The 21161-nt window shown below is 73.8% G+C and carries 18 protein-coding genes and 1 pseudogene; 5 read left to right on the top strand and 14 right to left on the bottom strand.

The window, feature by feature from the left end; translation table 11 throughout:
* Positions 1-138 precede the first annotated feature (138 nt).
* The 6 genes from ACWGH1_RS33870 to ACWGH1_RS33845 form a co-directional block, all read right to left on the bottom strand.
* Entirely contained in the window at positions 139-1494 is a 1356-nt protein-coding gene (locus tag ACWGH1_RS33870) for a carotenoid oxygenase family protein (protein WP_453357345.1), read from the bottom strand.
* A 66-nt stretch (positions 1495-1560) separates the two neighbouring features.
* Entirely contained in the window at positions 1561-2001 is a 441-nt protein-coding gene (locus tag ACWGH1_RS33865) for an SRPBCC family protein (RefSeq protein ID WP_453357344.1), read from the bottom strand.
* Positions 2002-2015: 14 nt separating this feature from the next.
* Positions 2016-3485 carry an MFS transporter gene (locus tag ACWGH1_RS33860; RefSeq protein ID WP_453409299.1) on the bottom strand — a complete coding sequence of 490 codons (1470 nt, stop codon included), beginning with the start codon at positions 3483-3485 and terminating at the stop codon, positions 2016-2018.
* Positions 3486-3585: 100 nt separating this feature from the next.
* Entirely contained in the window at positions 3586-4152 is a 567-nt protein-coding gene (locus tag ACWGH1_RS33855) for a TetR/AcrR family transcriptional regulator (RefSeq protein WP_453356330.1), read from the bottom strand.
* An 83-nt stretch (positions 4153-4235) separates the two neighbouring features.
* Positions 4236-4715: a PaaX family transcriptional regulator C-terminal domain-containing protein gene (locus ACWGH1_RS33850; protein ID WP_453356329.1), complete on the bottom strand. Its 480-nt coding sequence runs from the start codon at positions 4713-4715 to the stop codon at positions 4236-4238.
* Positions 4712-5071 (bottom strand): fumarylacetoacetate hydrolase family protein, encoded by a 360-nt coding sequence (locus ACWGH1_RS33845; protein ID WP_453356331.1) that lies wholly within the window; start codon positions 5069-5071, stop codon positions 4712-4714. The genes ACWGH1_RS33850 and ACWGH1_RS33845 overlap by 4 nt, the downstream gene beginning before the upstream one ends.
* Here ACWGH1_RS33845 and ACWGH1_RS33840 point away from each other — a divergent pair.
* Positions 4980-5336, top strand: a complete 357-nt coding sequence (locus ACWGH1_RS33840; RefSeq protein ID WP_453356332.1) for a hypothetical protein — start codon at positions 4980-4982, stop codon at positions 5334-5336. The genes ACWGH1_RS33845 and ACWGH1_RS33840 overlap by 92 nt on opposite strands.
* Before the next feature lie 29 nt (positions 5337-5365).
* Here ACWGH1_RS33840 and ACWGH1_RS33835 read toward each other — a convergent pair.
* Positions 5366-6541, bottom strand: a pseudogene (locus ACWGH1_RS33835) (epoxide hydrolase family protein).
* A gap of 177 nt (positions 6542-6718) precedes the next feature.
* On the opposite strand from ACWGH1_RS33835, the gene ACWGH1_RS33830 reads away from it, so the two are divergent.
* Positions 6719-7825, top strand: coding sequence for an alpha/beta hydrolase (locus ACWGH1_RS33830; protein ID WP_453356328.1), 1107 nt, complete (start codon positions 6719-6721; stop codon positions 7823-7825).
* An 89-nt stretch (positions 7826-7914) separates the two neighbouring features.
* Here ACWGH1_RS33830 and ACWGH1_RS33825 read toward each other — a convergent pair whose 3' ends face one another.
* Together ACWGH1_RS33825 and ACWGH1_RS33820 are read right to left on the bottom strand one after the other, a co-directional pair.
* Positions 7915-8358: an iron chaperone gene (locus tag ACWGH1_RS33825; RefSeq protein ID WP_453409298.1), complete on the bottom strand. Its 444-nt coding sequence runs from the start codon at positions 8356-8358 to the stop codon at positions 7915-7917.
* 82 nt (positions 8359-8440) lie between these two features.
* A complete protein-coding gene (locus ACWGH1_RS33820; protein ID WP_453357756.1) occupies positions 8441-8911 on the bottom strand; it encodes a pyridoxamine 5'-phosphate oxidase family protein in 471 nt (156 codons plus the stop codon).
* A gap of 135 nt (positions 8912-9046) precedes the next feature.
* On the opposite strand from ACWGH1_RS33820, the gene ACWGH1_RS33815 reads away from it, so the two are divergent.
* Both ACWGH1_RS33815 and ACWGH1_RS33810 read left to right on the top strand, forming a co-directional pair.
* Positions 9047-11362 carry an ATP-binding protein gene (locus ACWGH1_RS33815; RefSeq protein ID WP_453409297.1) on the top strand — a complete coding sequence of 772 codons (2316 nt, stop codon included), beginning with the start codon at positions 9047-9049 and terminating at the stop codon, positions 11360-11362.
* Positions 11349-11897: a hypothetical protein gene (locus tag ACWGH1_RS33810; RefSeq protein ID WP_453409296.1), complete on the top strand. Its 549-nt coding sequence runs from the start codon at positions 11349-11351 to the stop codon at positions 11895-11897. The genes ACWGH1_RS33815 and ACWGH1_RS33810 overlap by 14 nt, the downstream gene beginning before the upstream one ends.
* Here ACWGH1_RS33810 and ACWGH1_RS33805 read toward each other — a convergent pair.
* The 5 genes from ACWGH1_RS33805 to ACWGH1_RS33785 form a co-directional block, all read right to left on the bottom strand.
* Positions 11863-13506, bottom strand: a complete 1644-nt coding sequence (locus ACWGH1_RS33805; RefSeq protein ID WP_453354004.1) for a serine/threonine-protein kinase — start codon at positions 13504-13506, stop codon at positions 11863-11865. The two genes, ACWGH1_RS33810 and ACWGH1_RS33805, sit on opposite strands and share 35 nt — an antisense overlap.
* Before the next feature lie 100 nt (positions 13507-13606).
* Positions 13607-14641 carry a saccharopine dehydrogenase family protein gene (locus ACWGH1_RS33800; protein WP_453354005.1) on the bottom strand — a complete coding sequence of 345 codons (1035 nt, stop codon included), beginning with the start codon at positions 14639-14641 and terminating at the stop codon, positions 13607-13609.
* 423 nt (positions 14642-15064) lie between these two features.
* Positions 15065-16600, bottom strand: coding sequence for a hypothetical protein (locus tag ACWGH1_RS33795; RefSeq protein ID WP_453354006.1), 1536 nt, complete (start codon positions 16598-16600; stop codon positions 15065-15067).
* 119 nt (positions 16601-16719) lie between these two features.
* Complete coding sequence (locus ACWGH1_RS33790) at positions 16720-18252, bottom strand: amino acid permease (protein ID WP_453354007.1); 1533 nt, start codon at positions 18250-18252, stop codon at positions 16720-16722.
* A 65-nt stretch (positions 18253-18317) separates the two neighbouring features.
* Positions 18318-19298, bottom strand: coding sequence for a hypothetical protein (locus ACWGH1_RS33785; RefSeq protein WP_453354008.1), 981 nt, complete (start codon positions 19296-19298; stop codon positions 18318-18320).
* A 395-nt stretch (positions 19299-19693) separates the two neighbouring features.
* Between ACWGH1_RS33785 and ACWGH1_RS33780 the strand changes: the two genes are divergently transcribed.
* Positions 19694-21130, top strand: coding sequence for an FGGY family carbohydrate kinase (locus ACWGH1_RS33780; protein ID WP_453354009.1), 1437 nt, complete (start codon positions 19694-19696; stop codon positions 21128-21130).
* The last annotated feature ends 31 nt before the right edge of the window (positions 21131-21161 follow it).

The raw sequence follows: 21161 nt of genomic DNA, 5'->3' as shown, positions 1-21161 counted from the left end.
CTCCTCGACCAGCCCGTCGACGCCGCTCCCGGCGACGCCGTGACGCTCACCGGCGCGGAGGCGCACCACGCGGCGACGGTGCGACGCGTCCGGGTCGGCGAGGAGGGGCACGGGCCTCAGGGGGGTCCGGGGCGGTGCTCAGCCGTGGGAGGCCTCGGTGTCGGGGATCCAGGAGCCGTGGATGCCCGCGGTGACCCGGCGCGGGAGGTGGACGGCGGCGATCCGGTCGAGGCCGGAGGCGTCGAGCACCAGGAGCCGGGAGGTGTCCTGCTTGAGGTCGGAGATGACGGTGAGCAGGTAGCCGTCGTCCTCGCGGGTGGCGCCCGCGGCGGGCACGAAGACGGCTTCGCTCGGCAGTCGGGCGTCTCCGGTCTGGTGGATCCGGCGGCCACCGGTGGCGCGGTCGTACTTGACGATGCCGTATCCGCCGTAGCCGCGCTGGTCGGGGAAGGACACGGCGTACTGGTAGCGGTGCTCCGCACCGAGGAAGTCATCGTTGAGGGTGGGGAATTCGACGGCGAGGTCGTCGACGGTCTGCTCGTGGACCCGGCCGTGCGCCAGGTCGATGGTCCAACGACGGGTATGCGAAAGGGTGCTGGGTTCGGTACCGCGACCGGGGGCGCCGACCCACCAGTTCCAGGAGAGCCGGAAGCCTTCCCGGTCCACGGTCGGGCCTTCCAGCACGATCCGGCCCTGGGCGTCCTCGTAGGCGTTGGCGGCGTGCAGCATGTTGCCGGGCTCGACGGGGAACCAGCGGATCTTCCCCGCACCCTGCGGGCCTCGGGGCATGACGCCGATGCGCGCGGGCTGGTCGTCGTTCCAGCCGTAGGGGATGCCCGAGTGCTCGGCCGGGTCGAAGGTGACGGTGCCCTCGATGAAGACGATGTGGTGGCGGGTGATCGCGAAGTCGTGCTTGAGGGAGGCGGTGGCGCCCGGCACCTCGAAGCTGTGCGTTACCCGGCCCTGGGCATCGGCCACGTAGTACATGAGGAACGGCGGGAACGGCGCGGAGCCGAAGAAGTGCAGTTCCCCCGTCACCGGGTCGGTCTTGGGGTGGGCTGTCATCGCGCTGCGCAGCTTGCCGCCGAAGTCGTAGGGGCCGACGGTGTCGAGGTCGGGGCCGATTTCCACGGGGAAGTTGGCCTCGCACAGCGCGAGGAGACGGCCGGCGTGCTCGATGACGTGGGTGCCCGCCGTGCTGGCGGTGAGGTCCGGGCCGTGCTCGGTCATGTAGGGGGCGCCGTCCAGGGCCGGCGTGCGGACCCAGCGGTTGCGGTACCAGTCGGCGCGGCCCTCGCTCAGGCGGATGCCATGGACCATGCCGCTGCCCTTGAACCAGTGGGTGGGGGTGACGCCGGGCTTGGGGTTGTGGCTGTTGCGGATCAGCCGGCCGGTCAGCTCGGGGGGCAGGGTGCCTTCGACGGTGAGCTCGGTGGCGCTGATCTCGTCGACGGCGGGGGTGTAGTGGCCGGTCAGGTAGGGCTTGCCGGTCATGGCGGAACCTCGCTTCTCGGGATGGCTGCTGGGAGCGGATCGGGTGCCGGGCGGGATGCGGTGGCGTCAGCCGGTCCGCTCGGCGGCGGCCTTGAGGGAGGCGAGCCAGGCTGTCAGGGACTGCCGCAGGGCCTGGCCGAGCTGTTCGGCGGCGGCGTCGACGGGCGCGCCGCTCCAGGACTCCTCGGTGCGGACGGTGACGTGGTCTCCGGTCCGCTCGAAGGTCCATACGTGGATGCCTTCGATGCCGTCCGCGGGGCCGCCCCACACGATGCGCTCGCCGGGGATGATCTCCCGGACGGTGGAGGTGATGTCCAGGCCGTGGGTCTTCCAGCGGAAAGAGGTGCCGGGCAGCAGCGGCCCGTCGAGCTCGGCCCGGTCGATGTCCGCGTTCCAGACGGCCCAGGCGCCGATGTCGGTGTGCAGGGCCCAGACGCGTTCCAGCGGGGCTTCGATCACGGTGGACAGGCGGACGACGGCGGGGGCGGACTCGTCGATGGTGAACATGGTTCCTCTGTTTCTCAATTGGGTGTCGTCTGGTGGGTGGCGGTCTTGCGCTCAGGGGTGGCCGTGGAGGTCGTGGACCGGGGGACGTGCCCGGGCCGGCGGGCGAGGAGCAGGGCAAGGGCGGCGGCGGCCACGAGGACGGCGGCCGAGATGCCGAAGGCCGTGCGGTAGCCGGCGGTGAGGGCTTCCAGGCCCGGCTGGTGGGCGGCCGCACGGGCGGTGGTGGTGCCCGCCAGGGTGGCGAGGACGGCCAGCCCTAGCGCGCCGCCGACCTGGCGGGTGGTGTTGACCAGGCCGCCCGCCAGTCCGGCGTCCTGGGGCGGAACCCCCTCGACGGCCTGGGCGGTCAGCCGGACGAAGGCGACGCCCAGGCCGAGACCGATCAGGACGACGGGGCCGAGGACGTCGGTCGCATAGCTGCCCTGGGCGCTGATCCGGGACAGCCACAGCAGGCCGGCGGCTTCGGTCAGCAGTGCGCCGGTGAGCGTCGCGGTGGCGCCGATGCGGCGGGAGACCCGCGGGGCCAGCATGGAGCCGAGCACGTTGGCGAAGGCGAGCGGGAGCTGGCCCAGGCCGGTGACCAGGGGCCCGGTGCCGAGGACTTGCTGCTGGTAGAGCGGCAGGAAGAAGAAGACGGCGATCCACACCGAGCCGAGGAGCGCCATCAGCAGGTTGGCGGCGGCGACCCGTCCGGTGCGGAACAGGCGGGCCGGAAGCAGCGGGTTCGGGTGTCGGCGTTCGACCAGGACGAACGCGGTCAGCAGCAGGGCGGCGGCCGCGAGGGCTGCCAGGACCGCGCTGTCCGTCCAGCCCGAACGGCGTGCCGTGGTCAGCGCCCACACCAGGGCGGTGAGCGCGAGGGTGACGGTCGCGGTCCCGGGCAGGTCGAACGGTCCGCCGCCCCCGGCCGGCAGCGTCGGTACGGTGGCGGCGGCCGCGACGAGGACCAGGAACGCGCCGATCGCGACCGCGTGGAAGATCCATGGCCAGCCCCGGGCCTGCGTCAGGACGCCGCCGAGGAGGACACCGGCCGCGGCCCCGGCGCCGGAAACCGCACCCCATGTCCCGAGCGCCTTCCCGCGGCCCGGTCCGGGCGGCACCAGGGCCATCACGAGGGCCAGCGCCGCGGGGGCGATGGCCGCCGCGCCCAGGCCCTGCACCGCGCGGGCGGTGATCAGCACGGGGGGCGAGGCGGCCAGACCCGCCGCCAGCGACGAGGCCCCGAACACGGCCAGTCCCGCCAGCAGCGTCCGGCGGTGCCCCAGCAGGTCCGCCGCCCTGCCTCCGGCCAGCAGCAGCGCCCCGAAGGCCAGACCGTAGGCATTGACCACCCAGGTGGTGCCGCCGTCCGACAAACCGACGCCCGACCGGATCTGCGGCAGCGCCACGTTGACGATCGAGGTGGCCACCATGACGGTGAACTGCGCCCCGGCCAGGGCCGCGATGGCGGCCCCTGGGCGTCGGCTGATGCCGGTGGACTTCACGTGAACCTCCCTGTGTGGTTAACCACTCACAAACGTGGCCCAAAGTCGGCGGGGCTGCGTGCCCCGCCCGGCCGGCGCCCGCGCGGGCGCGGCAGCCGTGTCAGTAGTGCCTGATGCCGGCCGACAGCGCCCGGGTCCAGGGGGCGTCCACCTCTTCGGCGCCCATGGAGACGATGAGATGGCACAGCATGCCCAGCGCGAAGAACTCCTGCACCTGGGCGTCCGTGCCGCCGGACGCTCCGCGCACGTACTCCACCAGCCGGGCGTATCCCCGTCGGACCGCCTCACGCACAGCGGGCTCCGAGACGGCCGCCGCCTGGGCGTGGAGCTGGATCAGCATCAGATCGTTGTTGGTGATCAGCTTGGCGTAGGCGTCGCCCATCGCCTTCAGGGCCGCCTCCGGGGAACCGCCCCCGGCGTCGGCGGCACCCCGCTCCAGACTGGCCCGCACCTGCACGAAGCAGTGCTCGACCACCGCCGTGAACAGCAGTTCCTTGTTCGGGAACAGGCGGTAGACGTACGCCTGCGAAATCCCGGCCGCCTTCGCCACCTCGGTGGTGGTGGTGCCCCAGTAGCCGCGGGCGGCGAAGGCGCCGATGGCGGTGCGCAGCACCGTCTCCCGGCGTTCGTCGGCGGTGGACAGCTGGCGGGGGCGTTCGCTCTTCATGTGAGTACTCAACCACTCACACTTTTGCATGTCAACATCCGCGCTCGCTTCCGGTCCGGAGCACTGCCCGGTCCGCGCCGCCCTCAGGCCCGCAGCCCCGTGACGTCACCGACGTGGCGCAGGCTCGGTTCGAGCAGAACCGCGTGCAGCCGCCGGAAGACCTGCCTGGCCGCCACCGCGTTCCAGTCCGCCGGCAGCAGTTCCACGGGCAGGCCCGGGTCCTGGTACGGCAGCCGCCGCCACTGGGTGAGCAGGGGAACGTAGTGGCGGAAGGCCTCGGCGGGGTCCGCCATGGCCCAGCCGTCCGCGAGGTCGGCGGGTTCCAGGCCGGCGAAGATCCGGTGGTCCCCCTCATCGAAGACGGGGAGCACGGCGGGGCTCAGCCGGTAGCCGGTGGCTCCGCGGCGCTCCGGTTCGAGGACACCGCGCTTCTTCAGCCGGGAGATCGCCGAGCGCACCGCCGGGCCGTCGACTTCGAGCTCTCCCATCAGCGTGATCAGGTCCGCGATGGACGTCCAGCCGCCGAGGCGGCGCAGGAACGCCCCGTAGACCGTGTTGATCAACGAGCTGGGCCCTGAAAGGGCTGTCCGACATGATCGCCTTCCGTTGTACGCGGTCGCGATCGTATCGGGGCCCCCTCGGGGCCCGGCCGGTCAGGCATGGGCCCCCGAGAGCAGGTGGCCGGCGCCGGGGGCGACGGCCGGGAGGTCCAGGGCGCGCAGCATCTGGTGCGGAAGAGCATGTTCCGCGTGTTCGACTTCTGCTTGGTCACTCCATTGAGGCGCAGCGAGAGGTCCAGGTCCACGGGGTCCGGGACCTCGTCGGCGGTGACGACCACCGGGCCGAAGGGCGCGTGCGAGTCCTGGCCCTTGGAGAAGAACCGTTGGCCGGAGCGGCGCTGGTCGCGGGCGCGACACACCCCGCGCCGCGGCCGTCGCGAGAGCACCCAGGCTGCCCGACTCGCCGCCTTCCTGTCGGCGTTGGCCGATCACGACTTCCGTCGGGGCGCCCTCGCCCGGTTCGGCTCGCCGGCCGTGCCGGGGCAGACCGTCTGGCCCGCGACCGGGGCCGGGACGGGTACGGTGCGGACGCTCGACCCCGTCGGGACACGGACGGGTACGTCGTTCGCGGCGGACCACCGGTGCGCCTTCTGGCGGACCCGGCCGGCCGGGCCGCCGCTGTAGGCCGCGACTGCCGGGCGGCGCGGGGCGGATCAGCCGGCCAGCGCTGCCCGGTAGGGGCGGAAGAACGCGCGTAGTTCCTCCGCGTAGAGCCCGGGTTCTTCGAAGGGTGCGAAGTGCCCGCCGCGCGCGGGTTCGGTGACGCGCACGACGTTCGCCGTGCGTTCGAGCCACGCCCGCGGCGGGCGGACCACGTCACCGCGGAAGAGGGAGAAGCCGGACGGCACTTCGACCCGGCGGGCGTGCTGGGCGGGAGGGATCGAGGCGTTCGCGCGGTACATGCGCATCGAGGAGCCGATGGTCCCGGTGAGCCAGTAGAGGGTGACGTTCGTGAGGATCTCGTCCTTCGTGAACGACCGCTCGATGTCGCCGCCGCAGTCGCTCCAGGCCCGCATCTTCTCCACGATCCACGCGGCGAGCCCCGCCGGCGAGTCGGTGAGTCCGACGGCGGCGGTCTGGGGTTTCGTACGGTGCATGGCCGCGTAGGCTCCCTCACCCGTGCCCCAGGCCGCGGCACTTTCGAGCCAGGCGCGTTCCTCGGGCGCGAGGTCCGCCGGGGCGCCGGTGAAGACGGGCAGGCCGGCGTCCGTACGGTGGACGGCCACGACCCGGTCGGGGTGGTCGAGCGCGAGGTAGCGGCAGACGTGACTGCCGATGTCCCCGCCCGCCGCGCCGAACCGGGCGTAGCCGAGGACGCCCATCAGCCGGGCCCACAGGCCCGCGACGGCGATGGCGTCGGGCGGCGGCCCCTTGGGGCGGTCGGAATACCCGTAGCCCGGCAGGTCGGGCACGACCACGTCGAACGCGTCGGCGGGGTCGGCGCCGTGCGCGGCCGGGTCGGTGAGCAGCGGGACGACCTTCGAGTAGCGTCAGAACGAGTCCGGCCACCCGTGGCCGAGCACCAGGGGCAGGACGGGCCCGGCCGGGGCTGTGGCCCGGACGTGGACGAAGTGGGTCCCGAGGCCGCCCAGCGTGACGCGGAAGCGGGGAAGCCGGGCGAGCGCCGCCTCCTGCGCCGGCCAGTCGAACCCGTCCGCCCAGTACGCGACGAGTTCGCGGAGGTAGTCGAGGTCGGCGCCGAGCGACCATCCGGCGTCCGCCGGCGCGTCCGGCCAGCGCGTGGCGCGCAGCCGTGCCCGGAGCTCTTCGAGCGCCCCCGGCTCGGTCGACGGGGTGAACGGCTCGACGGGGGGCGGTGCGTCCGGCATGGGACGCATGCTAACGCCGCGCGCAGCCGGGCCGGTTCACGCCCTCCGGCAACACGCGGACGCCCGTGGGAACGGATTTCGGCGTGGGCCTGTCTTACCCGACGCGCCCCTCGACGGGGTGCGACCGGGCTGCCCGCGGTGGTCCGTTCCGACACGACGCGGAGGCCTTACCGACCCGTGAGCCTGACGAGTGCCATGCCCTTGCTCTTGGCCGTCCTCATCCTGGGGCTGAGCTCCGCCGCCGTGGTCCGGTGGTGGCCGTGGCTCGCGCGGCGGGGCTGGAGACGGGTGACGGGGCGGGTGGGTCTGCTGTTCCTGATACAGGTGCTGCTCCTGGTTACCGTCGCACTCGCCGCGAACCGCAGCTTCCTGCTCTACGGGTCCTGGGCCGAACTCGCGGGCCGTTCACAGCCGGCGCCCGTGCCGGGCCGGTCCACCGGGGCGGCCGTACACGTCCTCGGCCGGCAGCAGACCGGCACGCCCGGCGGCGGGCCGCCCCAGGTGGCCGGGGTGATCGAGAAGGTCACGGTGCACGGTGCGCGCTCCGGCGCCGACGTTCCGGCGTACGTCTACCTGCCGCCCGAGTACTTCCAGAAGGGGAACGAGAACAGGAGGTTCCCGACGGCCGTGGTCCTCACCGGGTTCCCGGGCATGGCGGAGAACCTGATCAAGGGGTTGGACTACCCGAAGAAGGCCTGGGCCCTCGTCAAGGAGAAGAAGACGCGGCCCATGATCCTGGTGATGATGCGCCCCACCACCGAATCGGCGCGCAACAGCCAGTGCATCGACGTCCCGGGCGGCCCGCAGAGCGAGACCTTCTTCGCCGCCGACCTGCCGAAAGCGGTGTCGGCCACCTACCGCACCGGCGCCGCAGCCAGCGGCTGGGCCGTCATCGGCGATTCCACCGGAGGCTACTGCGCACTGAAGCTCGCTCTGCAGCACCCGGAGAGCTACGCCGCCGGGGTGGGCCTGTCGGCGGACTACAAGCCGGAGGTGGACGACGACTCGGGTGACCTCTTCCACGGCAACGGCGCCGAGGAGCGTCGCTCGGACCTGCTGTGGAGCCTGGACCACCTGCCCCAGGGCAGGACGTCCTTCCTCGTCACCACCTCGCTGCAGGGCGAGGCCAACTACAGGCCGACGCAGAAGTTCATCGAGAAGGTCAAGGCGCCCGCCCGCGTCTCGTCGATCACCCTGGACCACGGCGGGCACAGCTTCGACACCTGGCGCCGGGAGATCCCGCCCGCCTTGGAATGGCTCGGCGACCGCATCGCCGGCGAGTGACCGCTTCCCGTCGCGGTCTGCCGGGCGTTCCGGTACCAGGAGGGCCGGCCGCCCGGCCGAGGACGCCTCGCGGAGCCGGGCGCCGGAGGTCAGCCCGCCGCCTTGGCGATCAGTTCGGCGATCCGTGCCTCGACGGCGGCGGTGAACTCCGTCAGGGCGTAGGCGGTGGGCCACATGGCGCCCTCGTCGAGGTGCGCCTGGTCGCTGAAGCCGAGCGTGGCATAGCGGGTCTTGAACTTCTGGGCGCTTTGGAAGAAGCAGACGACCTTGCCCTCCCTGGCGTACGCGGGCATCCCGTACCAGAGCTTGGGGGAGAGCTCCGGCGCGGTGGACCTGATGATGTCGTGGACCCGCTCGGCGAGTACCCGGTCCGCGTCCGCCATCTCCTCGATCTTCGCGCGCACGTCGCTCTCCCCGTCCGCCTTCGCGGTGCGCGGGCTGCGGCGCGCGGACGCCTTCAACTCCCGGGCGCGGTCCTTCATCGCGTCGCGTTCCTCGGTCGTGAACGTGTCGGACTTCTGCGTGTTCGTCATGGCAGGTTTCCTCTCTGTACGCTGTTTCAGGGGAGCCGGTGCTGGGTGTCCGCTGTCGGGCGGCGCCCCGCGGGTGCGGCGGTCAGCCGAGCCAGCGGCCGTCGCGCATGAGCTCTCGTCCCGGCAATTCGTCCGCCTCGCGCCAGGACTGGATGTGGCGCGGGGTGACGCGGAACCAGCGGTACGACGCGGCCGCCGTGCGGGGGTCGAAGCCGGTGCGGGCGGTGAACCGGTCACCCTGCTGCTGCGGCAGGGAGTCGAGGTCGAAGACCTCGGCCTCGCCGTCGATCACGGACACGTCGCGGGTGTGGCCGAGCCCCAGGCGGGTGGTGCGGGTGCCGGCCAGGTTCCTGCCGGTCGGGCCGTCGGCCAAGGTGGCCATGAGCAGCGTCCGGCCGTCCCAGTCGAAGGACAGGGGCACCAGGTACGGCGCGCCGTCCGCTGAGGCACTGGCCACCCAGAGGTCGACGTCGTGGGCGAGCCGGTGCTCGGTGTCGTGACGGCGCTGGGCCCGGTCGCGGGGTGCGGCGCCCTTGGTGGCGGAATCGGTCATGGTCGCTCCGGTGGTCGTGGGGCACGATCGGCCCGGTGCGTCCTGCCGGGCTCGGTCTGCGTGCTCACAGCCTCTCCCGGCCGGGTACGGTCCGCCTCCGTGCCGACCACGGAGAGCACTACGGATAATGAGCCGGTGTCCACTCCAGCCACTCCAGTGATCTCCGCTCGGGAAGCCGAAGTGCTCGCGCTCCTCGGTGAGCACCTCAGCAACGCGGAGATCTCCGCACGACTGTTCATCTCGGTGCGCACCGTCGAGTCACACGTCTCCGCGCTGCTGCGGAAGTTGGCGGTGGCGGACCGGCGGGCGCTGTCCCGGCGCGCTGCCGGGTCGGCCCGCGCCGGGCGGTCGCGCCCGGCGCCGGCCCTCCCGCAGCCGTTGACGGCGTTCGTCGGCCGGGTACGGGAGCGCGCCGAGCTGGCCGAGGCGCTGAAGACGCGCCGGCTGGTCACCGCGGTCGGCCCGGGCGGGGTGGGGAAGACGCGGCTCGCACTGGCGGTGGCGGCGGAGGTGGCGGACGACTTCGCCGACGGGGTGTGGTTCGTCGACCTCGCCCCGGTCACGGACGCGGGGCGGGTGGGGGCCGCCGTCGCGGCGGCCCTGGGCGTGGGCGAGCAGCCCGGGCGCGGCATCGACGAGGCGGTGCCGACCGCGCTGGCGGACCGGCAGGCGCTGCTGGTGCTGGACAACTGCGAGCAGGTCCGCGACGGCGTGGCGCCTTACGCGGAACGGCTGCTGGTGGCCTGCCCCCGGTTGCGTGTGCTCGCGACCAGCCGGGCCCGGATGATGGTGCCGTTCGAGTGGATCGTGCCCGTGCCGGCGCTGTCCTGGGCCGACGGGGCCGAGTCGGAGGCCGTGGCGCTGTTCGTGGAACGGGCGGCTGCGGCCGGCCGGCCGCCGGATCCGGGTGTGCGCGACCGGATCGCGGAGATCTGCGAACGGCTCGACGGCATGGCGCTGGCCATCGAGCTGGCGGCGGCGCGCTGGCCGACGCTCGGGCTGGACGGTCTCACCGCCGGTCTCTCGGACCCGCTGCGGATCCTCTCAGGAGGACCCCGCGCGGACGACAGGCACCGGTCGGTGCGAGCGGCGCTGGACTGGAGCCACGACCTGCTGGAGCCGCGGGAGCGGGCGCTGCTGCGCCGGATCTCGGTGTTCGTCATGCCGTTCACCGCGGGGGCGGCCGGGGCGGTCGCCGGGTTCGCCCCGCTGGATCCGGCCTCGGTCGCGGACGGGCTCGCCAGGCTCGCCGAACAGAGCCTGCTCACGGCACTGCCGTCCGCGACCGGCACCCGGTACGGGGCTTTGGAGACCATCCGCGAGTACGGTGCGGAGCGGCTCGCCGAGGCAGGCGAGCTGGTCGACGTCCGGTCCCGGCACGTGGGTTGGTGTTTGAACCGGGCGGCCGGGCTCGGGGGAGGCGGGGGCACGGACTGGCGTGCGCAGTTCGACGCGGCGGCGGATGACTTCCGATCCGCCCTCGCCTGGGCCGCGGACCGGCCGGAGCGGCGCGGGGACGCGTACCGTCTCGCCTCGTGCCTGGCCGCGTTGGCCTTCGCCCGCAATCTGCTCGGCGAGGCCCAGCAGCGGTTCGAGCAGGCGGCCTCGCTCGCCGGTGACGCCGCGGCCGCCCCGGCGTTGCGCGAGGCCGCCGGGGTGGCCGGTTGCCGCAGGCTCGGCGACGACATGTTCCGCCTGCACCGCGGCGCCGCGGAGGCCGCCCGCCGGGCCGGGGACAGCGCCGGTGCGGGCCGTGACCTGGCGGCCGCCGCCACCGTCGCGTACCGCTTCTCCAGCGAGTTCGCCCTGCTGCCGACCGTCGAGGAGGTGGCCGCCGTCCTCGCGGCGGCCCGGGAACTGTCCGGCGGCGGTCCGGCGGCCGGGGCGGCTGTCGCGCTGGCGGAGGCGGCGGTGGTCACGGATGCTTTCGGCGCGGGTCCAGGGAGCTGCGGACAACACCGCGCAGGAGACGGTCGCCGCCGCCGAACGCGCCGTCGCGCTCGCCCGGCGGGCGGGCGACCCGGTGGCCGAATCAGCCGCCCTCGACGCTCTCTCCGGCGCCCTGACCTGGGCCGGGGACTCCTTCGGCGCAGCCGCTGCGGCCCGCCGCCGGATCGACGTACTGGCCCCGGTACCCCACGCCCCCGCCAGTACGCACGAGCGGATGGACGCCCTCGCCATGGCTGCCGGGACCGCTCTCGGCGTCGGCGAGTTGGCGCAGGGCCGCCGGTGGGGCAGGGAACTGGCCGACCATCCGCTGTTCGCCGAGGTGGGCCACCACGCCACGTCCTGGCTCCTGATCGCGGAGGCGCTCGCGGGCAACGCGGACGAGGTGCTCACCGGCAGCACGCGGTTCCTGGACGCCTGGGAGCGCGGCGGCCGCCCGAGGTCGGTCTCCCTCGGCCCGGCCGCCGCGTCGGTGGCGATGATCCACGGCTTGCGCGGGGATGACGACGCCCGGGCGAACTGGCTCGCGGTGGCCGACCGGACGGGCACTGCACCGGAGTACCGCCACGGCTACGGTGCGGTCTTCGACGCCATGGTGCTGCTGCACCACGGGGACCCGGAGGCGGCGCTGGCACGGATCGCACCCGAGCCGGAGCAGGTGTGGAAGTGGATCTCCTGGATCTGGCTGCACTGGTACCTGGCGCTCAGGGCGGAGGCGGCGGTGCTCGCCGGGCGCCCGGACGCCCGCCAACGGCTGGACGCCGCCCGGGCGGTGGTCGCCGGCAACCCGGTCGCCTCCGCGCAGCTGGACCGGGCGGCGGCGCTGCTGGACGGCGACGTGCCGCGGCAGCTCGCGGCCGCGGCGGCGTTCGACGCGGCGGGCTGCCGCTACCAGTCGGCGCGCACGCTGGTGCTGGCCGGGGCCGGTCATGCAGCCGCCGGTACGGCGGCGCTCGCCGGCCTCGGCTTCGCTGCCGGCGCCGCGCGCACGGACGAGGGCGCCGTCAGCAGGGGGTCGAGGGGCCCTTCTGGCGGGTGAGGTTGTCGTTGGACATCCAGCCCGCGGTGTTCGTGCCGTCGATGCGGACGTAAGTCCACTTGTTGCCGTGGGCGTTGACGACGTAGCAGTGATACCAGAGCTTCGTGCCGGACTTGGCCAGGCCGACGGCGGGGCACGTCTGGTAGGGGCCGGTCTCCAGGTGGTAGTCGCCGGCCATGTAGCCATAGCTGCCCGGCTTCGGGTCCTTGTGGCTCCAGCCGCCACAGCTCGTCGGTACGGGGCCGGGCTGCGCCGCCGACGCGCTCGGGGTCCCCCCGTGGGCCGTGCCCGAGGGCGTGGGCTTGGCCGACCGGGTGCCGCCGGAGGCCCGGGAGGGGGACCCGCCGGGAGTCTTCGTGGCCGGCCGGCCGCTGCTCGCCGAGGGGGTGGCCGCGGGCAGCGCCGCCGGCGCCCGGCCGCCCTTCGCCCCGCCGTGTCCGCCGGTGAGGGCGTAGGCGACGCCCCCTGCGGCGAGTACGGCGACGGCCGCGCCCACCGCGATGAGGGTACGTCCGCGTCCGCGCGCGGGCCCGGCCGGCGAAGGTCCCGGCGGCTTGGGCAGGGGCGGCCCCGCGACCGGGGCGTAGCCGAGGTGCGCGGGCTGCTGGTACGGGTGGTGGACGGGTACGGGACCGACGCCTGACATCGGAGCGGGACCGAAGGCGGGCGGGGCGGGAGCCGCCGCCACGACGGACGGCTGCGTCGGCGCCGGCCCGGCCGCCGGGGGCACCGGTGGCGCGCCGGGACCCGCCGGGCCGCTCCCGGCGAGCTCCGCCAGCATCGCGCGCGCCCGGTCGGCCGTCGGCCGGTCGGCGGGGTCCTTCGCCATGAGCGCCCGGAGCACGGGTCCGAGCGGTCCGGCCCGGCGGGGCTCGGGCAGCGGATCGGCGACGATCGCCGACAGGGTGGACCACACGGAGGTACGGCGGAACGGTGACGTGCCCTCCACGGCCGCGTACAGCGTCATGCCGAGCGACCAGATGTCGGATGCGGGTCCGGGGTCCTGCCCCTGTGCCCGCTCGGGCGGCAGGTAGTCCAGCGAGCCGACGAGTTCACCGCTGCGGGTGAGCTTGGCGAGGGCCTCGTCGCCGGGGCCGTCCATGGTGGCGATGCCGAAGTCGGTCAGCACCACCCGCCCGCCGCGCTCCAGCAGTACGTTGCCCGGCTTCACGTCCCGGTGCAGGACCCCCGCGCGGTGCGCGGCGTCGAGGGCGTCCATCAGTTTGGCGCCGATCGCCGCCGCCTCGTGCGGGTCGAGGGTGCCGCGCTCGGTCAGGACGTCGTCGAGGGAGGGTCCTTCCACGAGTTCCATCACGATGACCGGCAGGCCCTGTTGCGAGGTCACGTCGTGCACGGTGACCACACCTTCGTGCCGGATCCGGGCGGCGGCCTGCGCCTCCCGCTGCATCCGGGCGCGCAGATCGGCGAGTTCGGGACCGCCGGCGTCGGTGTAGGCCCGCAGGACCTTGACGGCGACCTCGCGGTCGAGCAGCGTGTCGTGGGCCCGGGCGACCACGCCCATCCCGCCGCGGCCGATCATCGCCGTCACCCGGTAGCGCCCCCCGAGTGTCCTGCCGACCAGTTCATCGTTCGTCTCCCCCGTCGGCACCGCACACTCCGTTTCGCGACCGCTCGTCAAATAGCCCTCTGGCGGAACCAGAGTAGAGGCATGATCACGGCGGCCGTCCCGGAGGGCGCGGGCGGCCCGGTCAGAAGTGCGGCAGCTCCACCGTCAGTTGCGGGCTCAGCGCGCGGAGGAAGTCCGCCGCGTCGAACATCGCGCCGGCCGAGGCCAGGCCCGTCGTCCGGGTCCGCCCGGCCAGGATGCGCCGGACGGCCTCCACCGCCAGGGGTGCGGTGACCGCGTAGATGTCCCGGCCCCGGGCCGTCGCGCGGCGCTCGACGCCGCCCGCGCGGACCAGGACGTCCACGACGAACGTCTGGTCCGACCGGCCCAGCGCGTCGACCGGCTCCGGCTCCGGCGTGTCCTGCCCGGCCAGGTCCCGCGCGGCCTCGACGGTCATGTAATTGCGGACTTCCGGCACCGCCAGGTGGCTGGGAACGGTGACGACGTCGGCCATGGTGAATTCCGCGATCACCGCCCGCCGGCCCAACGGCTGCGGAAACGGCCACTCCTGCTCCTGCGGCTTGTCGTCGTGGTACCGCAGCGCGCCGTCCGCGAACCGCACCCGGCGGCCCCCGCGGCGCTGATGGGAGACCTGCCCGGCCTCCCGGGTCCCGGGCGTGGGGTGCCAGCTGCTGAGCCCGTACGCGACGTGCACCTCGTCCGCCGCGCTCCACTCCCCCATCGCGGCGGTCACCAGCAGGTCACCCAGTCCGCCGTAGAACGCCATCGCCGGCACCACGGGCGTGCCTGCCTCGCGGGCCGCTTCCGCGTGGTCGGCGAAGGTCGAGACGTTCGCTTCGATCTCCGCCGCGACGTCGACGTACGGGATCCCGGCGCGCAGGGCCGCCTCGACCACCGGCCCCGCGGTGACAGCGAACGGCCCGGCGCAGTTGACGACCGCGGCCGCGCCGGCGAGGGCCCGGTCCAGCGACCCCGCGTCGTCCACGGTGGCCGGCCGCACCACCACGTCCGGCCGGTCGGCGGCCAGCAGCTCCAGCCGGGCCCCGTCCCGGCCGGAGGCGATGGCGGTGAATCCGCGCCTGCGCAGTTCCGCGACGACGAACCGGCCGGTGTGCCCCGTCGCCCCGTACACCACAACCGCTGCCGCTGTACTCATGGTTCCCCCGCTCTCGACGTGCTGATGGATCCAGTCTGGCGGCGGACCGGACGAGGCCGTGATGGTCCGGAACGACATCACCCGCACACTTTCGGACATGCCCGCTGTCGCGCTGCTCGCCGCCGGTCACCTGCTGCACTTCGAACGCGGCGGGGCCTACGAGGTCCTCGGCAATCCGCCGCGGGAGGCCGCCAAGGGCCGGTACGACGTACTGCTCCGCGGGCCGGTCCGGGGTGGGGCCGGCCGTTCACGGTCGAGCCGGAGCACGGACTGGTCCTGCTGGACGGCCGGCGGGCCATCACGCAGCGGGCGGGCGGCCAGGCCCGGTTCGGGGCCACGCCCGTGCGGCTCAGCGGGGAGCAGGCGCTGACCCAGTTGCTCCCCTGGGTCCAGCAGCGGCCGGACCAGCCGAACAGGCGCAGATCAGGCGCCGCCGTTCTTGAGGCGGCGGACGAACTCGTCGGACAGGCGTTTTTGCAGGTCGGCGAGTTGCTCGGGGGTGTACCCGGTGAGGTCGGCCTCGCCCGGTGGCGCGGCTCCGCCGTCCTTCGGTTTCTGCTTCTCCTGCTCCCGGCGCTCGAGTTCCTCTTCCTCCGGCGATCCGGGGGCGGCGTACGCACACCGGATGAGCGTCCCGTCGGCGGCCTTCAGGCAGGTCGCCTCGCGGCCGCCCACCTGGCCCCGGCCCTCCACCCGGTACCGGATGTTCTGCTCGCTGCCGATGGTGGCGGTCCAGGTGCTGCCGCCGGTGGGGACGACCTCGAACACCCTGTCCTCGTTGTAGCAGCAGACGTCCCGGTACTCGGCCTTGACCAGCTCGACCAGTGCCTTCGGTGACGACCACGTCGGGCTGAGCCGGTGGACGGTCACCGGGGCGCGGCCGCTGCCCTGGTGGCGGGTCGGGACCGTCGACACCGCCACGACCGAGCTGGCCTCGCCCTGTGGTGTGAGGGGAGTGACGTACGCGCTGTCCCCGGTCGCATCGCGGTAGCGGAGGGTGAACTCCGAATCGTTGCCCTCGTTCGCGCCGTCCTCGGACGCGTCCCAGCCGCTGCGCTCGAACCACCAGTCGGTGAAACTGCCGACCGCGGCCGTTCCCTCCCGCTGCCGGGACGCGAGGCTGAGCGGATAGGACGGCCCGGGCACCGTGGCCGGGTCCGTGGTGATCGTGAGCTTTCCGGTCCGTCCGTCGTAGAGCGCCACACCGGCGGGGCGTTCGGTCACCACGAGGATGCCGGTCTGGCGCTTGAGGGGGACGACCACGACCGGGGTGTCGCCCGAACAGGTCACGTAGGCGTCCGAGGCCTCGAAGCGGACCCAGCGCTGCCGGGCCGAGATCTTCCGGCCGAGGTTGTGCGCGAACCAGCCGCCGATCCGCGCGTCCGCCCGCTCCACGTCGAAGGAACAGCGCTGCTGGTTGCGGCTGTTGCCGCCCAGCGGGATCTCCTGCACGAGGCCGACTTCGTACCCGGCCAGCCAGCCGCGCCGTTCCACCAGGGTGGCGAACCGGTCGGCGTCGGGAAGGTAGGTGACGTCGGAGATCTCGCCGGTCACATCGCCCAGGTGTGGTGCCGCCTGTGCCTTTCCGACCAGGTAGGGGGCGCGGGGCGCCAGGTCGGGTACCGGCTCCGACACGATCCGGACGTCCTGCATGTACTCCCGGTCCTGGAGGTACGCGCCGTACACGAGCCACCAGACGGCGAGGCCCAGCCCGAGGACTCCGCCCACCCAGGCGAAGGCCACCGTCGCGGCTCCCCCGCCGGCCCCGCGCCGTTTGCCGCGGACCGGTCTCACCGCCTGCCACAGCGCCACGGCCGCGGCCGCGGCCAGTAGGGGGACGGCCAGCCAGGCGAAGACCTTCCGCAGCTCCCAGACCACGATCGTGGTGTAGTACGAGCCGTACCAGAGCGCCAGACCCGCCGGCACCAGCCCCGTGCCCCACCGCAGTGCCCGCCCCATCGGCCCCCCCGACGTCAGTTGCGTCGATTGTCCACGCCGTGTCGGCACCTGTCATCAGCCGTGGACCGCGTGCGCCCGCCCGGCAGGTCACGGGCGGGCGGGTGGGCGCGACCGGAGGATCAGACGATGCCCTCGGCGATCTCCGCCTGCTCGCGGGCGTTCCCGTAGGCGGCCGGAGTCCCGTAGGAGCGCCGGGCGACGGACCACCACACGCTGGCGAGGACCAGTACGACGGCCAGGGCGATCACCGCGTAGTTCATCGAGTCGACGGTGACCGGGGACTTCTGCGGCAGGCAGAACAGGACGGTGACGACGGCCACCCATACGACGGCGATCCAGCCGATCGGCCTGCTCCAGCGGCCCAGGCTCCACGGCCCCGGCTGGAACCGCTTGCCGGCGCGCAGCCGCAGGTAGATCGGGATGGCGTAGGCGGGGGTGATGCCGATGACGTTGATGGCGGTCACGGCCCCGTAGGCGGTGGCGGAGTAGAGCGACGGCAGCGCGAGCACGCCCGCGACGACGACCGAGAGCCAGACCGCCGGGACCGGGGTCTGGGTGCGGCCGCTGACCTTGCGCCACAGGGCCGAGCCGGGGAGCGCGTTGTCCCGGCTGAACGCGAAGACCATCCGGCTGGCGGCGGCCACCTCGGCGTTGCCGCAGAAGAGCTGCGCGACGATGACGACGAGGAGCAGGGCGGTGGCGCCGCCGGAGCCCAGGGCGTCGAGGAAGATCTGGGCGGGCGGGACGCCGGTGACGCTGTCCTGGACGGCCGCGTAGTCCTGGATGGCGAAGGTGAGTCCGGCGAGCAGGGCGAATCCGGCGATCCAGGAGACCCAGATGGCCCGGACGATGCCCTTGGCGGCGGAGACGGAGGCGTTCGAGGTCTCCTCCGAGAGGTGCGCCGAGGCGTCATAGCCGGAGAAGGTGTACTGGGCGAGCAGCAGACCGACCGCCGCCACGTAGAACGGGTTGGCCCAGCCGGTGTCGTTGACGAACTCGGTGAAGACGAAGGAGGGCGACTGGTGGTGGTCGGGGACGATGGCGAGGGCGCCGACGATCAGCGCGACGCCGCCCAAGTGCCACCAGACACTTACCGAGTTGAGGACGCTCACCAGGCGGACGCCGAAGAGGTTGAGCGCGGCGTGCAGCAGCAGGATGCCCAGGAAGATCAGGAACGTCGATCCGGAGGTGGGCACGAAGCCGAACTGGAGGTTGAGGAAGGCGCCGGTGAACAGGGCGGCCCCGTAGTCGATCCCGGCGATGGCTCCGAGCAGGCCGAGCAGGTTCAGCCAGCCCGTGTACCAGCCCCAGCGGCGTCCGCCGAGCCGGTCGGCCATGTAGTAGAGCGCCCCGGAGGTGGGGTAGGCGCTGGTCACCTCGGCCAGGGCGAGACCCACGCAGAGGACGAAGAGGCCGACGCCGACCCAGCCCCACAGCATCACGGCCGGGCCGCCGGTGCCGAGGCCGAAGCCGTACAGGGTCATGCACCCGGAGAGGACGGATATGACCGAGAAGCTGATGGCGAAGTTGCCGAAGCCGCCCATCCGGCGGGCGAGGACGGGCTGGTAGCCGAGCTCTCTGAGCCGTTCCTCCTCGTCCTGCGGGCGTGGGGCATTACGGCCCTGGCGGGCTGCCCATGCGGTTCGGGACATGGTGGTACCTCCGGGTGGGGTGGTGGGGCACGGGGACGGTGAGCGGGTGGGGCGGGGCGGGAGGGTCAGTCCCGGCCGGCCAGGCTGCGGGACCTGGCCTGCAGGAACACCTCCTCGGCCAGCGCCTGGTCGGCCGGGGCGCGGGTCCGGTAGGCCCACGGCAGGGGCGTCCAGTACGGGCCGATCGCGTCGAAGACGCGGGCCGCGTCGTCGAACTGGAGGGCTCCCCACAGGGCGTGGGCGAGGTGGTTCAGGTCGAGCGGGGAGGCCTGCCGCGGGTCGGCGCCGCGGAACCAGCGGTCGAGGGCGTGTCCGGCGTCACGGACGGATTCCTCGGCGACCCAGTGCAGGTCGAGGGCCCGCTCCTGGCCGCCTTCGCGGCGGTAGCGCTCCACCCGTACGTAGAGCGGCAGGACGTGCGCGGCGGACCCGGGCGGCGCGGAACCGGCCGCCCAGTGGACGAAGTTGGCGGCCTCGGAGAGCGGTCCGGGGTGGCCCGCGTACAGGAACTGGAGCATCCGGTGGTACGCCTCGCGGTTGTGCGGGTCGCGCTTGTCGGCCTCGGCGAGGATGCCCCAGGGGCCGGGGGGCAGCATCGGGCCGGGCGGCGCGAGCCGGTGCTCGTCCATCCGGCGCTGCTCGTCGAGGGGTGCGAGGGCGAGCAGGCAGACCCAGGGCACGGGGTCGGCGGGGCTGAGGGCGGCCGTGTCCCGGCAGGCGCTCCACGCCTCCTGCCACAGCTCGTGGGTGCGGGGGTGCCCGGCACGGTGGGCACGGACGGCCCGTTCGACGGCGACGCGGGTGTGCATCACGGTCGCGGCGACACTGTGCGGTTCCTCCCTGCGCCACGCCGGGACCACGTCGGATCCGGCGGCGACCGCCGCGAGCACCTGGGTGCGCTGGGTCCACAGGCCCCAGCCGTCGGTCCGTTCGAGCAGCCGGGCCATCGACACCCAGCGGCCGGTGCGCAGGTCCTGGACGGCGGCGCGCAGCTCGTTGTCGTGGCCGGCGGGGTGGTAGACGGGCCGGAAGTCGCTGGCCGCCATCACCTCGTCCCGGTCGACGGGCAGCCCGTACGGGCGCGTCCTGCGGTGGTCGTGGTCATCAGTCCTCGGATCGCGTAGAGAGTGGGTCCGTCCGGCGCTCGGCTGCCGCGCTGCAACCGTGCCGTGCCGGGGGTGCCCGGGAGCCGTGGGTGAACCGCGCTCCCGATCACCGGCGTTGACCCGCGGTCGGCGTCCTTCCCGTTGATCGGCGATCACTATAGGGCGCTGGACGGTTACGCATCCAGATTCTTGTTCGAACGCAAGTTACCGGCCATTCGTGCCATATGACTTTGCGTCAGCGCCAGGGGCGGCCCGCCGGGGATCTTGACGGGCGACGCCCGCTGATGGAGGCTTCCGAGCGACGATCAAGAAGCGACACCAGGGACGGAGCGGTGATGACGGGCCCGGTGCTCGCTGTCGACCAGGGCACCTCGGGAACCAAGGCCCTCGTCGTCTGTCCGGAACGCGGGGTCATCGGATCGGGGACCGCCCGGGTGCGGCCCCGGTACCTGTCCGGCGGGCGGGTGGAGGTCGACCCGCGGGAGCTGCTGGACTCGGTCGTCGGCGCCGGGCGGGCGGCACTGGCCGCGGCCGGTGAGCCGGTCGCAGCCGTGGGCTTGGCCAACCAGGGCGAGACCGTACTGGCCTGGGACCCGGCGAGCGGTGAGCCGCTGACCGACGCGATCGTCTGGCAGGACCGGCGCGCCGAACCGCTCTGCGCCGAACTGGCCTCGCACGCAACGGTGTTGCGGCAGGCGACCGGCCTGCCGCTCGACCCCTATTTCGCCGCGCCGAAGATGGCCTGGATACGCCGCCACCTGACCCGGGACGGCGTCGTCACGACCAGCGACGCGTGGCTGGTGCACCGCCTCACCGGGGCGTTCGTGACCGACGCGGCGACGGCGGGCCGCACCCAGTTGCTCGACCTCGACACCGTGGGCTGGTCCCCGGCGGCGCTCGACGCCTTCGGCCTCACGGACGAGCGGCTGCCGGAGATCGTCGACGCGGACACCCGTGTCGGCGCCACCACCGCCTTCGGGCCCGCGCTCCCGCTGACCGGGCTGCTCGTCGACCAGCAGGCAGCGCTGCTCGCCCAGCGGGCCCTGGCGCCGGGCACCGCCAAGTGCACGTACGGCACGGGCGCGTTCCTGCTCGCGCAGACCGGCCCGCTCCCCCGCCGCAGTGCCTCCGGGCTGGTCGGCTGTGTGGCCTGGCGGCTCGCCGGGCGGACCAGCTACTGCCTGGACGGGCAGGTGTACACGGCTGCCTCCGCCGTGCGCTGGCTGACCGAGCTCGGCGTGATCTCCGGCGCCGAGGACCTCGACACCGTCGGCGGCGGCGTCCAGGACGCGGGCGGCGTCACCTTCGTCCCCGCGCTCGCCGGACTCGCCGCCCCGTGGTGGCGGGGCGATGCGCGGGGCTCGGTCACCGGTCTCTCCCTGTCCACCACGGCCGGGCACCTGGTGCACGCCCTCTGCGACGGCATCGCCGCCCAGGTGGCGGAACTCGCGGACGCGGTCGCCACCGATCTGGGCGCCCCGCTCACCACCCTGCGGGTGGACGGCGGTCTGACCCGGTCGGCGCTGCTCATGCAGGCCCAGGCGGACCTGCTCCAGATCCCCGTCGAGGTGTCGGCGCTGCCGGACGCCACCGCGCTCGGCGTCGGCGCGGTCGCCCGGTTGGGGCTCGATCGCGCGCTCACCGTCCGGGAGGCGGTGCCGCGGTGGGAGCCGTCCGCCGTCTACGAGCCCAGGGCGGACGCCGGACTGGCCGCGGAGCGCCGCGCCCGGTTCCGCGCAGCGGTGTCGGCCCTGCTCGACGGGCCGGCATGACCGCCGGCGGTCCCGGCGCGCCGGGACCGCC

Source organism: Streptomyces sp. NPDC054883 (assembly GCF_053610645.1).
The sequence above is the reverse complement of the archived record's forward strand: the minus strand, read 5'-3'. Positions and strand labels throughout refer to the sequence as shown.